This window comes from Streptomyces sp. KMM 9044, assembly GCF_024701375.2.
Classification (GTDB): Bacteria; Actinomycetota; Actinomycetes; order Streptomycetales; family Streptomycetaceae; genus Streptomyces.
The window spans coordinates 3,075,382-3,087,640 of the sequence record NZ_CP113910.1; the positions used below are offsets into that span (position 1 = coordinate 3,075,382).

Sequence of the window (12,259 nt, forward strand, 5' to 3'; positions counted from 1 at the left end):
CTGAGCTGCGCAAACTGCGCGAGGCGATGGGCATGAGATCCAAAGAAGCCGCAGAGCTGCTCGGCGCCGACTCGGTCCAGATAAGCCAGATCGAGTCCGGTGTCGCGGGCGTGAGCGCCAAGCGTGTACGTCGACTTGCGGCGCACTACGCCTGCACGGACGAGGGGTTGATCGACGCACTCGTCACCATGGCGACCGACCGCACGCGCGGATGGTGGGAGGAGTATCGGGGAGTACTGCCCCCGGTGTTCCTGGACACCGCCGAAGTCGAGCACCACGCGACGGCCCTGCGCGAGATCGTGATCACGCACGTTCCTGGGCTGCTTCAGACCGCCGACTACGCCCGCGCGGTGTACACGTACATGATGCCGGGCCTGCCCGAGAGCGAACTGGCTCCTCGCGTGGAACACCGGATGCGCCGGCGTGCCGCGATCGAGGGTGACAACTCGACGCCGTACGAGACGATCATCCACGAGTTCGCCCTTCGGGTCCGTGTAGCCGACCGTCAGGTGACCCAGGCTCAACTCCGTCAGATCCTGGCACAGATCGAGGACGGTCACGCGACCGTACGTGTCATCCCCACTCACCAGGACGGCTTCGCCGGTGCCGAGGCCTCGATGATGCACGCATGCGGTCCTGTGCCCCAACTGGACACCGTACTGCGGGACTTTCCCACCGGGACTGCCTTCATCGATGCAGAACCTCAGTTGAACCAGTTTCGAACGCTGTTCCGTAAAGTGGAGAAGGCGTCGCTGGAACCCACGGCGTCGCTGGACTTCATCCACCACTTGGCGAAGGAACTGTGAGGCGAGCCATGACCGAGCCCCCGCGCTGGCGGAAGTCCTCGTTCTCTGGCGGCGGCGACGGCAACACCTGCGTGGAAATCGCCCCGTTGCGTACCCGAGTCGCGATACGCGACTCGAAGAACCCGTCCCGGGGCACGGTGACCATCCCGGTCGGCTCCTTCACCGCCCTCGTCCAGAGCCTCAAGACGACCACCACCTGACAAGGCGCCGACTCCACCCACTCCAACGCCCTGCTCCCCCATGCCCTCACGCAACAAGCAACGCGTGCGATAAGTTCATACGCGCGTTCTAACGGTAGGCATTGCGTGTGCACGGCGGAGAATACGGTGTCGCACAGGCCGACGGACTGGCACGTACTCGACCTGGAGAAGGACCCGACACCGGGCGATCCGCGACGCATCCGCAAACTCGGACGGGTACGGACGTCCGATCAGCGTGGAGGAATGTAGGGTCGGGGGCTGGCGCGGTGGCGAAGTGCTTCCGCTCCGTTTCCAGCCCCCGCCGCTTCGAACCGTGCATGCGGTTCTCCCGCACACGGCTCACCGACGTCGTTCACCGACGGCATTCGGCCTTTCCCGCCAGGGTCTTCCGGCCCTGGGTGCCACGACGGTTCCGTACGGGCTGATCAGACCGAGGTCGTTCGGGGACGAGATGGTCAGCACCCACCAACCGAAGGCCCGGCTACGCCGGTGCTTTCTGCTGATGAAGTGCGCGACGCGTACCCGTGCGAATCTGCCGATCTTGCTGAAGCGGCGGGCGGAATGACCGTACCTGAAGTACGCCATCCACCCGCGGAGGAACAAGTTCAGGTCCTCCACGATCACTTCGGGACGCAGCGGGAGCCTGCGCCAGGCGGTAATCTCCCGGACCCGGTCGCGGGCGTGCTGCATCGCCCTGTTCGAGGGCCAGCGGGCGAGGAACTCGACGCGTCGGCGTCCGGGTCCTCGAACTTGACGGGGGTACCGCCGGCCGTCGGCACCTCGGCACGCGCCGACTGCCCGTCGAACGTCCTGGTCGGGCGGCGCTCCGTGGGGCGGCCGAGGCGCGTCGGCCGACGATCACCCCCACCAACTTCGAAGAGCCGTCGGCGTCCGTGCAGCCCCCGGGAACGCACCTGACCGTGGTGGAATCCGAGGAAGTCAAAACCTTCCCCGCCCGTCGCCAGATGCACGATCCGAGTCCTGGCCGCCTTCGGCTTCAGCCCCAGCTCCCCCAGCAGTTCGACCAGTCGGGCGAGAGCCCTCTCGGCCTGGCTGCGGGAGAAGCACATCACGACCAGCTCGTCGGCATGGCGGACCAGGGTCCCGTCGTGCTCGTCCCACGCCCGGTCCAGCCGGTGCAGATAGACATTGCACAGCAGCGGTGAGATCACACCGCCCTGCGGGGTCCCGGTCACCGGCCGTCGCACCTGCCCGTCCTCCATCACCCCGGCGCGCAAGATCTGCCGCAGGAGCTTGAGAACAGACTGGTCGCAGACGCGTTCCTCGACCGCAGACATCAACTTCTCGTGCGGGATCGCCGAGAAACACTCGGCGATGTCCGTCTCCACCACCCACCGCTTGCCCCGATAGTGCTCGTCGATGAGCACCTGCAAGGCGTCATGCGCCGAGCGTTTCGGGCGGAACCCGAAGCTGCACGCCAGCATGTCGGCCTCGAAAACCGGCTCGAGCACGATCTTCATCGCGGCCTGCACGATACGGTCACGAACCGTCGGGATGGACAGCGGTCTTTGCTCGTCCTTCACCCCCGGCTTGGGGATGAGTACCCGGCAGGCAGGCAACGGCCGATACCGTCCCTGCCGCAACTCGTCGGCCATCTCGCCAAGAAGACGGTCAATGCCGTACTCCTCGACGTCGGCCAGGGTGGTGCGGTCGACGCCCGGTGCGCCGTTGTTGGCACGCACCATGGCCCACGCGCGCCGGAGAACATCCCTGCGGTGGATCTTGTCTCCCAGCGCGTGAAACCGCCGTCCGGGATCGGCCTTGGCCGACCGGTAAAGCGCATGCTGCAAGGCGCGGACCTTGTCCGAGGGAGAACGTCCCCCGACGGCGGGACTAGCCATACGGGCACTCACCGGGCCCCTCCTTCACCTCATGACGCACCGACGAAGCAGTGGCCCTTCCCTCACCGGGAGCTGTGTTGTCTCCTCGGCACGAGCGGTACTACGGCCACCTCCGACGCCCACCCGGCTCGCGTCCACTTCCCGGGATCACCGGTTATAGGACACGCCGCTTCCGATGACGTCTATCCGCAGGTCACCGGGCCAGGGAGGGCCTCCCCAGTTCCCGCCGCCACCTTCGATACGTTCCGCGCCCCATACGCCGAGGAGTCCTTCACGGCTACCATCCAGGATCTTCACCGCTTCCATGGCCTTCGCCCCGATTTCGAAGGGCTCGGCACTCCCTCGTTCCACCCGAAAGAGTGGCTGAGTAACGACGCCGCAGGCTTCGCGTAATGCTACGGACCGTATCGTCGCTCCCCCTTGCAGGGCCTTTGACGCTGGGCTTCGACGCCGGACGTTTCCCTCCGACGCCGCCAGCCTGCTACCGGGCCTCCTGGCAGCTACCCGGACCGGACTTCCACCGGCAGGCGACGACGAGCTTCCGAACAGCAAGAACACCGCTACGTCACGGTGTCACCTCCTGTTCTGCTGGGCGCACGACAAAGACTCATTGACTACCGACAGAGGTGGCGAGCCCAACGAAGAGGTCCGGGGAACGCCCACCTTCGCCGACTGCATCTCGTTGGCGGTCCCGGACTCGTGGTGGGAGTTCGGCATCCGCCCGGAGGGGCGCGAGGCCACGATCCGGGCCCTGGTCGAGGAGCGGATCCGTGAACTCCCGGAACTCGCCCCGTACCGCGCCGACCTGACCGCCATGCTCCGCAGGATGGCGAAGGACGCCCACGACTCCGGTGCCCTCTACCTGGGCTGCATGGCCGAGAACTTCGACGGCGTCCCGCTCTCCGCGACCGTCACGGTCTCCGTCCTCGGCGCCAGGAACGAACAGGGCGTCGCCCTGTCCACCGACCCGCGGGCCATCGCCGGGAGCCTGGGCACGATCACCGCCCGCCGCGAGGGCGACGCCTGGCGCGAGGTCACGACCGTCGACATCCCCGACGTGGGCCCGGCCGCGCGGACCTACGGCGTCGAGGACGTACCCGTCGCGCAGGGCGACAGCCGTACCCTCCGTATGGTGCTGACACAGACCTGCATCCCCGTGCCGGGAACCACCGACGAGTTCAAGAAACTCGACGACGAACTCACCCGACAGGTCAAGGACCAGATGCAGGTCAAGGACGAACGGGGCGGCAAGGGCAACGCGTAGCGGGCCGGCGTCAGAGCGACAGCGTGTGCGCGATGCCGTCCACGATGCCTTCCAGGGGTTCGTCCAGGACCGGCTCCGTCCAGGACACCAGGAGGGTGACCGCGGCGTCCGTCGTGGCCGGCCGGACGCCGTAGAAGAGGGTGCGGATCACCGGACGCGGTCCGAGGAGGCGCTTCCTGTCCTCGACGAGGTTCTGGCGGATGCGCACGGCGTCGCCGAGGGGCAGCCGCGTCTCGCGGACGTCCGGTTCTCCGAAGTCCCGCGCCGACATGGACGCGGTGAGCAGGGAGAGGGTCACCTCGGGGTGGGTGGCGTCCGGATGGACGGCGTCGAGCTCCAGGACGGCCGCCACCGCATGGTGCCCGCTGACGTACCAGCCGAAGGCACCGAGAAGCTCGCGGGTACGGCAGTCGGCCGCCACTCGCTTCAGGTCGCGGGCCAGCAGACGGGCGTTGCCCTTCTCCCCGTCGCGCTCGTACCGTTCGGCGAGTTCCTTCGCCTGGTACGTGGCCCAGTAGTCCAGGTCCAGGGTGCCGGACAGGGGAAACGGCACCCAGTCCTGCGAGCACTCCAGGCCGAGGTTCGACAGGTCGTCGGTCATGTCCGTGGTCACTCCGTCCAGGTCAGCGAGGCGGCGATCGCGTCGAAGAGGCCGGCCATCGCGTCGGCGATCGGCTCCAGGGGCGTGGAGAAGGTGAGCAGCAGGAACTCCGTCGTGCCGGGGACGGGCACGTGGTACTCCACCGAGACGGAGACGTGGCCCCCGTCCTTCCCCTCCCCCGGTCGGCGCGTCGTTCTGCGCACCCGTACGGCGGTGCCCGCCGCCAGTTCTTCGATACCGACCTCCGTCGCCGTGGCCGGACCGGCCTCCTGAGCGAACGCCCGCGCCAGAGCCTCCGGCGGCAGTGGTTCGGCGTGGCGGAGCGGTGCCAGGCTCACCAGCAGCGAGGCGGGGACGGTGAACGGCCCCGCCTCCTGGAGGCTGAGGTACAGCTCGATGCCGCCGCCGCGGTGCGCCTTGGCAGCACGGTTGCGCAGGTCCGCGCGCAGCTCGTCCTTGAGGTGCGGCGCGTTGTCGATGCCGTGGAACTGCCGCTCCACCAGAGCGTCGATCGACCTGTCGCGCTGTTCCGGGTCCAGCAGGATCCGGAACCACCCCTCCGGCAGGAGCAGGCGGTAGTCGGCGGGCGGGGCGGTCTTCCCGGTGCGTGTCATCGACTGCCCTCCCTGGACGTCCGTTCCGGAACCGGCCGGTCGAGCAGGAGCCGGCTGCGCAGTTGGTGGAGCGCGTACGGCACGGCCTGCAGGACGAGGCCGAGCACCCCCATGAGCACCGCGGCGGCCGCCGGCCCGGGGGCCGAGTCCGCGACCCGCAGGCCCTGGACCACCGAGAAGAAGGAACCGAAGGCCATGACGGCGGTGGACGACACCCCGGCGACGGTGCCGGGGAACCGCGCCATGCGGCGGGCTGCCGGACCGGAACCGGGCAGCAGCCCCGTGCCCAGCACCGGGCCCTTGGGCCAGGCCCCCTTGCCGCCCAGACGGCGCTCGGACACCGCCAGCCCGGCGGCCCGGCGCAGCCTCGACCACCCGTCGGCACCCTCCTCGCCGCCGAACCACAGGTCCCACGGGAACACCGCCCGCACCTGCTCCCCGGGACCGCGGAGTTCGACACCGACCGGTCTGCCCGCGCGGTCCTCCACCCGGACCAGCGAGGTCACCGCGTGCGGGCCGGACAGCGCGAACCAGTACTCCTGGCCGCCCAGGTCGCGCAGGACGAGGTCCCGGTCCTGTACCCGCAGCTCGGTGTGCCGGCGGAACCTGACCGTTGCACCGGTCTCCCGCGCGGGGCCGGCCCGGACGCGTTCACGGACGACGGGGTCGTGGCGCCCCGTCCGCAGCCGGATCCAGCCCCGCAGCGCCAGCCGTGCCACGGGCGCCGGGAAGGCGGTCGCGGCGAGCAGCAGGACGATCCAGGGGACCGTCGTGTCGGAGAACACGACCCACGTGAACACCGCGAACCAGACGCTCCCCGCGACGGCGCGCGTGCCCCAGTACCAGGACGGGAAGGAACGGCCCGGGCCGAGGGAGGCGCCCGCGCCCTTCGAGACCACCAGGGGGTCGTTTCTGTCCCGTACGACGTGCAGTGGCACCCCCGCGGCCCGCAGCAGTCCCGCCACGCCCGTCCGGGCGAGCAGTTGTTCGCCCTGCACCGACCGCTTGGGCAGCACGGGAGCCTCGGGCAGCCAGTCCTCGATGTCGAAGCGGCCGACCAGCGCACCGTCCCCGTCCTGCAGTTGCACCTCCCCCCAGGAGCCGGGGAGGTCGGGCCCCACGCGCGTCCTGTCCCCGCCCGCCGCGTCGACGAACACGGCACGGGCGATACCGGCGGCCCCGCCGACCGGGAAGCGTCGGGTACGTCCGCGGGTGCGCAGGACGAGAGCGCCGTCCTGTGCGTAGAACCGGGAGACGTGGCATCGTTCCAGGCCGGGACCGCGCGAGGCGGCCGGCCTGAGGGCGGGCTCGGTGCTCAACGGGTGACCCCGTCGTAGAGGGAGGTGACCGTGCCGTAGGCGCCCTCCGCGCCGGCGGTGGTGCCGGTGGCCGTGGTACCCGCCCAGACGTTGGCCTGGCCGGTGAAGTTGTTCAGCGCGCCGCTGACCGCGGGCAGTTCCCGGGCGGCCGGTGCGATGCCGTCGAGACCGGCGGCCGTCCTGGCGAGGTCGGGGTCCAGGGTGCCCGCCGAGCGGGGGGCGGCCATGCCGCTGAGCCCGTCACGCCGGCCCTGTCGGGAGAACGCGTTGCCGACCGACTTCACGCCGTCGACCGTGTCCCGGTACATGGCGGACGGGCTGAAGCCCTCCTTGATGTTGCTCCAGTTGGGAAGCTTCCCCTTGGGCATGTCCGCCATCGCCTGTGCCGCGTCCTTTCTCCGGTTGCTCCCCTGGGCACCGCGGTTGGCGAGGTTCCAGGCCTTGTTGGTCTTCATGCCGGACGCCACGGCGTTCTTGTAGAGGTTGCTGCGTGCCAGGGCCTTGCTGCCGGCGGCCACGCCCTTCGCTCCGGCCATCGCCGCCCGTCCGAGACCGAAGGTGGCGACGCCCACGGCGTCCAGGATCACCGACTTCCAGCTTCCCTCACCACCCAGCGCGAGCACCAGGTCGGTGGCGAGCGCCACGACGCTGGCCGCCAGGGCGACGGCGCCGGCCACGGCGGCGATGGCCTGCCCGATGACCGGGATCCATCCCAGGGCCAGGGCCGCCACTCCCGCCCACAGGGCGATCCGTCCCGCCCATGTGGAGATCTCCTTGAGCCAGCCGGCGTTCTCGTGGACCCAGTTCTTGAACTTGTCCTTCCAGCCGTCCTTCAGCCCGTCGCTCTCGATCACGTCGTAGATCGCGTCGGCAGCCCTTCGAGCGGCACGGTCACGGATGCCCTTGGCGGTCTCCAGCGCCTCCTTCGCCGCCGACAGGGCGGAGGACGCCGCCTCCTGCTGCCGGGTGTGCTTCTTCCTGTCCGGATCGTCCTTCGGGGTGTCGTCGGGCAGCCCGTCCAGCGACCGCTTCGCGGACCCCAGGCCCTCATCGGCCGTCTCGGCGTCCCGCAGCGCCTTGTCGGCCACCTGCTGGGCGCGATGCAGTTCCGAGGCGAACTCGTTGCTGCACACCCCGTCCCGCACCTGCGTACCGAGCGCGTCGGCGGCCTCGTCGTAGCGTTTGAAGGCCTTGCGGAGCTTGTCACCGGCGCCCTCGGCCGCGCCCCGGAACTCGGTGGCAGCCTTGCCCTTCCAGTTCTCCACGGACGCCAGCGCCTTGATCTCGCGGGCTTCCTTGTCGATGGCCTCGGCGGTCTTGCGCAGTTGCCGTCCGAGACGTGCGACCGCGTCCGGGTCCCCGGGGACCGGGTCGGAGGACTCGTCGAGCACGGCCCAGCGGTGCGCGGCGGGGCGGGCCGTCATTTCCCGCCCCCCTTCGGCTGCCGGTCGTCAGTGCTTCTGAGGGCCTCGGCGAGTTCGTGGTCGAGCGTCTCGTACGACTCGGCGGCGCCCTTGGTGATCCCGTGCAGCTTCTCCAGCTCCTCCGTGAGCTGCCTGCGGTGGATCTTCCAGTTGCTGTCGAACTCGTCGAAGGCGTCCAGGATCTTCTGCGCGCCGATGTCGTCGACGCCGTACCCGTCGGCCGGGTTCGCCCGTTCCGCGAAGGTGTCGCGGATGCGCTTCAGCGCGCGGGCGCTCTCCTTGATCCGCGCTATGTCCGCTTCCTGGTCTCCCATGGTGCTCCTCCTCCGGCCCCGGCTCAGCCGACCTCGTTCTCCGCCACCGCCTGGCCGCGGACCACCACATCGCCACCGTAGAACACGCCGGTGAAGACGGGTGAGTACGTCAACTGGACCTGTACCTCGACTCCTTGGGCGCTCGCCGCCACGCAGTGCGTACCGGCGACGTCCGCGCCGGACATGTCCATCTCGCGGGCGAAGGCCTTCACCCGGGCGTCGCAGTTCTCGTAGTTGATGGGAGCGGGCTCGTCCACGTTCTCGTACAGGGCCTCGCGGTCGATGTCCTGGGCGGCGTAGCGGGCGGCCTGTTCCGCGATGTCGGCGGCGCGTTCGCGCTGGGAGACGGAGAGACCGCCGTCGATCACGAAGGCCGCGAGGGAGATGAAGACCAGCGCGAAGACGATGACCGCGCCGGCGCCGGAGCCACGGTCGTCGAACCCGGGGCCGCGACGCGTCAGCCACGTGCGCACCTGTGCCCTCATGCCGTCCTCCGGTACGGGTCCAACGGTGAACTGAAGCTCGCCGACAGGGTCGTCGGGATGTTCAGGCCCAGCATGGCCAGGCCGCGCACCTCGCAGCTCACCTCGACCGTGAAGAGGGTGTCCGGTTCGAAGCCCGCACTGGTCTGTACGACGTTCACCGGACCCGAGCAGATGTCCGCGAGGTTCGCCTCGGCCGCGTCGCGTGCCTCGGCCATCGCCCGCACGTGGTCCTTCTGGAGGGAGCCCGCGCGTGCCGCGTCCCGGGCCGCGCCGTCCAGCGCGCCGCGTCCGCTGACCAGTTGCCCGAACGCCACCAGCACCAGGATGAACAGGATCATCACCGGAGCGAGGATCACCACCTCGACGGTGGACAGGCCACGGTCGTCCGCGGGCAGCCGGCGGGACGGGCCCCGGCCGTTTACCGGTCCCCGGCGCTCCGGCCGACGGGAGAGGCCCATCTAGTTCTCCCCCTCTTCCACGAACCGCTCCACCGGACCCGCCGACCGGGCGTGCACCGTGAGGTCGAGGCCCGGGAACACCGTCGGGATGCGTGCCGTGATCTCCACGCCCACCGTGTCCTGCTCCGGCTGGAGCATCCGCACGTCCGGCGACAGCACCAGCTGCGGTCCCAGTTGCCGGATGTAGCTGTCCACCACGTCCTGTGCCTCGCCCCGCCAGCCGCCGGGCTGGTCGTGCGCCGTCGCCCGCGCCTTGCGCGCGCCCGCCTGCGCCGCCGCCTGGGCGACGTGGTCCGCGAAGAAGTACAGCGCGAACTGCACCGTCGCGAAGATCATGAAGAACAGGACCGGAGTGAGCAGCACGAACTCGATCGCGGTCATGCCGGAGTCGCCGCGGACGGAGGCGGCCTCCGCCCGTCGGCGTGCCCAGCGACGTACGCGCACCGGCATTTCCGTTCCCCGTAGGCGTCAGGTGTCAGACGTTCGGCGGTAGCACAAGCAGTGACCATGTGCGTGCGGTCAGCAGGTGCTGCCCGCGTTCGCGCCCTTGATGCAGTCGCCCACCTTGTTGGCGCCCTCGCTGAGCGCCGCGTTGATGATGGCGGCGACCACGCCGACGATCGCGACGACGACCGCCGAGATGATGACCCACTCCACCGCGGAGGCACCGCGGTCCAGTTCGCCGGAGCGGGCGCGCTCCACGCGGGCCTGCATGAAGGTGACGAGGAAGTCCACGGCGGGGATGCCCGTGGGGAAGGTACGTCCGTTCATGACGCTTCGTCCTTTCGTATGCGGTTCACAGATGCTCTGACGTACGGTTCCCGGCTGTTGGTTCGCAAGGGGCGGTGCGGGGCCCGTGGTGCGCGGCGGCACCGCTCCCGTTCACGGTTCTCACACCTGGAACACCCTCATCGCCGCCGGGAAGATCAGGAACACGAGGAACCCCGCACACAACAGCAGCTGCGCCACGAGCATCGACTGGGACTTCTCGCCCGCGCCGCCCTCGATCTCGGAGAGTTCGCGGTGCCGCATGGTCTCCGCACGGGAGGCGAGGGACTCACGGACCTTGGCGCCGTCGTCGGCGACCAGGGCGAGGGAGGCGGAGAGGTCCTTCAGCTCCTCGACGCCCAGTTCGTCCCCGAGCTGCCCCAGCGCCTGCCACTGGCTGACACCGGTGATCCGGGCGTCGGCGAGGGCGTTGCGGATGCGCTGCGTCGCCCAGCCGTCGGACACCTCGGCCGCCGCCATCAGCGCCTCGGGGAGGCCGCGTCCGCCGGCCAGGCTCATCGACACCAGGTCCAGATAGGCGCCGATGACCCGGCGCAGGTCGCGCCGTTTCTCGGCGGCGTCCCGGCGTACCTCCAGGTCGGGCAGGAAGAAGAAGACGACCGAGCAGAGCAGCGCCAGCCAGACCGGGACGACCGGGCTGCGGCTGAAACCGAGCGTCCAGACGACCGCGAAGAGGAACGGCCCGAAGAACAGGCCCCCCGCCGCCAGCAGCACCTTCGTCGCCAGGAACTTCTCCCAGCTCCGTTCCAGTACGGCCAGGTCGGCGCGCAACGAGCGTTGCTCCCAGCCCTGCTGAAGATAGAACTCGGCGATGCGCGCGCCCACTTCGGCACGCAGCGACGCGAACCGGCCGGTGTCCTTCTGCGTGCGTGCCGACTCGTGCGCCGCGCCCCGCGCCCGCATCGCGTCGATCCGGGCGACCTGGGCGACCGCGCTGCGCCGGGTGGGCATCAGGGCCCGGATCAGGACGTAGACGCCCAGTCCGAGGACCGCGCCGACGACCACCGGCATCGTCAGTTCGTCGTTCACCGTTGTACCCCCCTGCCCTGCTGGTGCGGGAGCCGCAGCGACGGCGCGTGCCCCGGTTCCATCTGTTGCTGCCCCGCGGCGGCTGCCCCCGGAGTACGGGGCCGTACGAACTGGACCGCCGCTTCGTCGCGCACCAGGAAGCGTTCGGGTGTCTCGATGGTGGACAGCTTGCGCAGCCACCAGAAGCCGAGCGCGAAGAGCCCGCAGACGCAGGCGAGGACGAGCTGTCCCACCGCCGTCCCGTACGGCTCGACGAACTCCCGGTTGAAGATGGCCAGTCCGAGGACGAACGAGATCGTGACGGCCACGACGATCTGCACCGACCTCCGGGTGGAGGCCCGCTGGGCCATCACGCGCTGCCGCATGTCGACCTCTTCGCGCGCCGACTTGGCCAGCGCGCCCAGCACCTGCCGCAGACCGGGGCCACGCAGCTTGGCGTTGAGGATGAGCGCGGCGACGATGATGTCGGCGGAGGCGTCGTCGATCTCGTCGGCGAGATGCTGGAGCGCCTCGGGCAGTGGGGTGCGGGAGCGCAACCGGTCGACGAGCGCGTCGAGATGGGGGCGCAGGACGGGCGCGGCGGCCCGCGCCGACGCCGGAATGGCCTGCTCGAGGCCCACCGCACCGGCGATGGTGTCGCGCAGCGACTCCGTCCAGGAGGCCAGGGCCTCCACACGCCGCATGGCGGCCCGTTCCTCCGCGGCTCCGCCGAACAGGCGGTCCCAGAAGAAGACGAGGACGGCGGCGGCGACACCGGCGACGGTCCAGCGGGTCAGCAGCAGCACGGCGAGGCCGACGATCGCGGCGAGGGAGCCGCGCTGCCCCGCGAACCGGATCAGCTCGGCGGCACGCGCGCTCGTCCGCAGCTTCTCGTGCTCGGGCTTGGCGGGCAGTCCGCGTACGGTGACGACGAGGAGGGCGAGTCCGCCGCCGACGGCGAGGCCGCACGCGAGCGCGTACAGGACCGTGGTGGAGAACAGTCCGCCCATCGAGCCGAGCGAGCCGGCGGCGGTGAGGTCCGTGGTGGCGGAGGTGATGTCGACAGCGGCGGTGTCGGCAGCGGTGGCGAGGAGGTCCGTGGTCGTCGTACGGGT

The 12,259-nt window shown here is 70.1% G+C and carries 16 protein-coding genes; 3 read left to right on the top strand and 13 right to left on the bottom strand.

What is annotated here, in order from left to right; all coding sequences use genetic code 11:
• Positions 1 to 32: 32 nt before the first annotated feature.
• Together HUV60_RS13705 and HUV60_RS13710 are read left to right on the top strand one after the other, a co-directional pair.
• On the top strand, positions 33 to 806 hold the full coding sequence (locus HUV60_RS13705; protein ID WP_257850997.1) for a helix-turn-helix domain-containing protein: 774 nt from the start codon (positions 33 to 35) through the stop codon (positions 804 to 806).
• Between the two features lie 8 nt (positions 807 to 814).
• Entirely contained in the window at positions 815 to 1,006 is a 192-nt protein-coding gene (locus tag HUV60_RS13710; protein WP_257850996.1) for a DUF397 domain-containing protein, read from the top strand.
• Positions 1,007 to 1,345: 339 nt separating this feature from the next.
• On the opposite strand, the gene HUV60_RS33915 is transcribed toward HUV60_RS13710, so the two are convergent.
• Positions 1,346 to 1,696 carry a group II intron maturase-specific domain-containing protein gene (locus HUV60_RS33915; protein ID WP_443047289.1) on the bottom strand — a complete coding sequence of 117 codons (351 nt, stop codon included), beginning with the start codon at positions 1,694 to 1,696 and terminating at the stop codon, positions 1,346 to 1,348.
• Positions 1,627 to 2,817: a group II intron reverse transcriptase/maturase gene (gene ltrA / locus HUV60_RS13715; RefSeq protein ID WP_257850995.1), complete on the bottom strand. Its 1,191-nt coding sequence runs from the start codon at positions 2,815 to 2,817 to the stop codon at positions 1,627 to 1,629. Before ltrA ends, HUV60_RS33915 begins: the two co-directional genes overlap by 70 nt.
• A 661-nt stretch (positions 2,818 to 3,478) precedes the next feature.
• Here ltrA and HUV60_RS13720 point away from each other — a divergent pair.
• Positions 3,479 to 4,132, top strand: a complete 654-nt coding sequence (locus tag HUV60_RS13720; protein WP_257850994.1) for a hypothetical protein — start codon at positions 3,479 to 3,481, stop codon at positions 4,130 to 4,132.
• Positions 4,133 to 4,142: 10 nt separating this feature from the next.
• Here the strand turns inward: HUV60_RS13720 and HUV60_RS13725 are convergent, their stop codons facing one another.
• The 11 genes from HUV60_RS13725 to HUV60_RS13775 all read right to left on the bottom strand — a co-directional run bounded on the left by HUV60_RS13725 (position 4,143) and on the right by HUV60_RS13775 (position 12,154).
• On the bottom strand, positions 4,143 to 4,733 hold the full coding sequence (locus HUV60_RS13725; protein ID WP_257850993.1) for a hypothetical protein: 591 nt from the start codon (positions 4,731 to 4,733) through the stop codon (positions 4,143 to 4,145).
• A gap of 8 nt (positions 4,734 to 4,741) precedes the next feature.
• Positions 4,742 to 5,347 carry a hypothetical protein gene (locus HUV60_RS13730; protein WP_257850992.1) on the bottom strand — a complete coding sequence of 202 codons (606 nt, stop codon included), beginning with the start codon at positions 5,345 to 5,347 and terminating at the stop codon, positions 4,742 to 4,744.
• The gene (locus HUV60_RS13735) at positions 5,344 to 6,666 is read right to left on the bottom strand and encodes a hypothetical protein (RefSeq protein WP_257850991.1); all 1,323 of its coding nucleotides are present in this window, start codon (positions 6,664 to 6,666) and stop codon (positions 5,344 to 5,346) included. The genes HUV60_RS13730 and HUV60_RS13735 overlap by 4 nt, the downstream gene beginning before the upstream one ends.
• Complete coding sequence (locus tag HUV60_RS13740) at positions 6,663 to 8,090, bottom strand: putative T7SS-secreted protein (protein WP_257850990.1); 1,428 nt, start codon at positions 8,088 to 8,090, stop codon at positions 6,663 to 6,665. Before HUV60_RS13740 ends, HUV60_RS13735 begins: the two co-directional genes overlap by 4 nt.
• Positions 8,087 to 8,404, bottom strand: coding sequence for a hypothetical protein (locus tag HUV60_RS13745; protein WP_042176818.1), 318 nt, complete (start codon positions 8,402 to 8,404; stop codon positions 8,087 to 8,089). The genes HUV60_RS13740 and HUV60_RS13745 overlap by 4 nt, the downstream gene beginning before the upstream one ends.
• A gap of 23 nt (positions 8,405 to 8,427) precedes the next feature.
• Positions 8,428 to 8,889: a Tad domain-containing protein gene (locus HUV60_RS13750; RefSeq protein ID WP_257850989.1), complete on the bottom strand. Its 462-nt coding sequence runs from the start codon at positions 8,887 to 8,889 to the stop codon at positions 8,428 to 8,430.
• Positions 8,886 to 9,347 (bottom strand): TadE/TadG family type IV pilus assembly protein, encoded by a 462-nt coding sequence (locus HUV60_RS13755; RefSeq protein ID WP_257850988.1) that lies wholly within the window; start codon positions 9,345 to 9,347, stop codon positions 8,886 to 8,888. Before HUV60_RS13755 ends, HUV60_RS13750 begins: the two co-directional genes overlap by 4 nt.
• Entirely contained in the window at positions 9,348 to 9,797 is a 450-nt protein-coding gene (locus HUV60_RS13760) for a TadE family protein (protein WP_257850987.1), read from the bottom strand.
• A 69-nt stretch (positions 9,798 to 9,866) separates the two neighbouring features.
• Positions 9,867 to 10,118, bottom strand: coding sequence for a hypothetical protein (locus tag HUV60_RS13765; RefSeq protein ID WP_257850986.1), 252 nt, complete (start codon positions 10,116 to 10,118; stop codon positions 9,867 to 9,869).
• A gap of 120 nt (positions 10,119 to 10,238) precedes the next feature.
• Positions 10,239 to 11,147, bottom strand: a complete 909-nt coding sequence (locus HUV60_RS13770; protein ID WP_257851738.1) for a type II secretion system F family protein — start codon at positions 11,145 to 11,147, stop codon at positions 10,239 to 10,241.
• Between the two features lie 14 nt (positions 11,148 to 11,161).
• The gene (locus HUV60_RS13775) at positions 11,162 to 12,154 is read right to left on the bottom strand and encodes a type II secretion system F family protein (RefSeq protein WP_257851737.1); all 993 of its coding nucleotides are present in this window, start codon (positions 12,152 to 12,154) and stop codon (positions 11,162 to 11,164) included.
• Positions 12,155 to 12,259 lie beyond the last annotated feature (105 nt).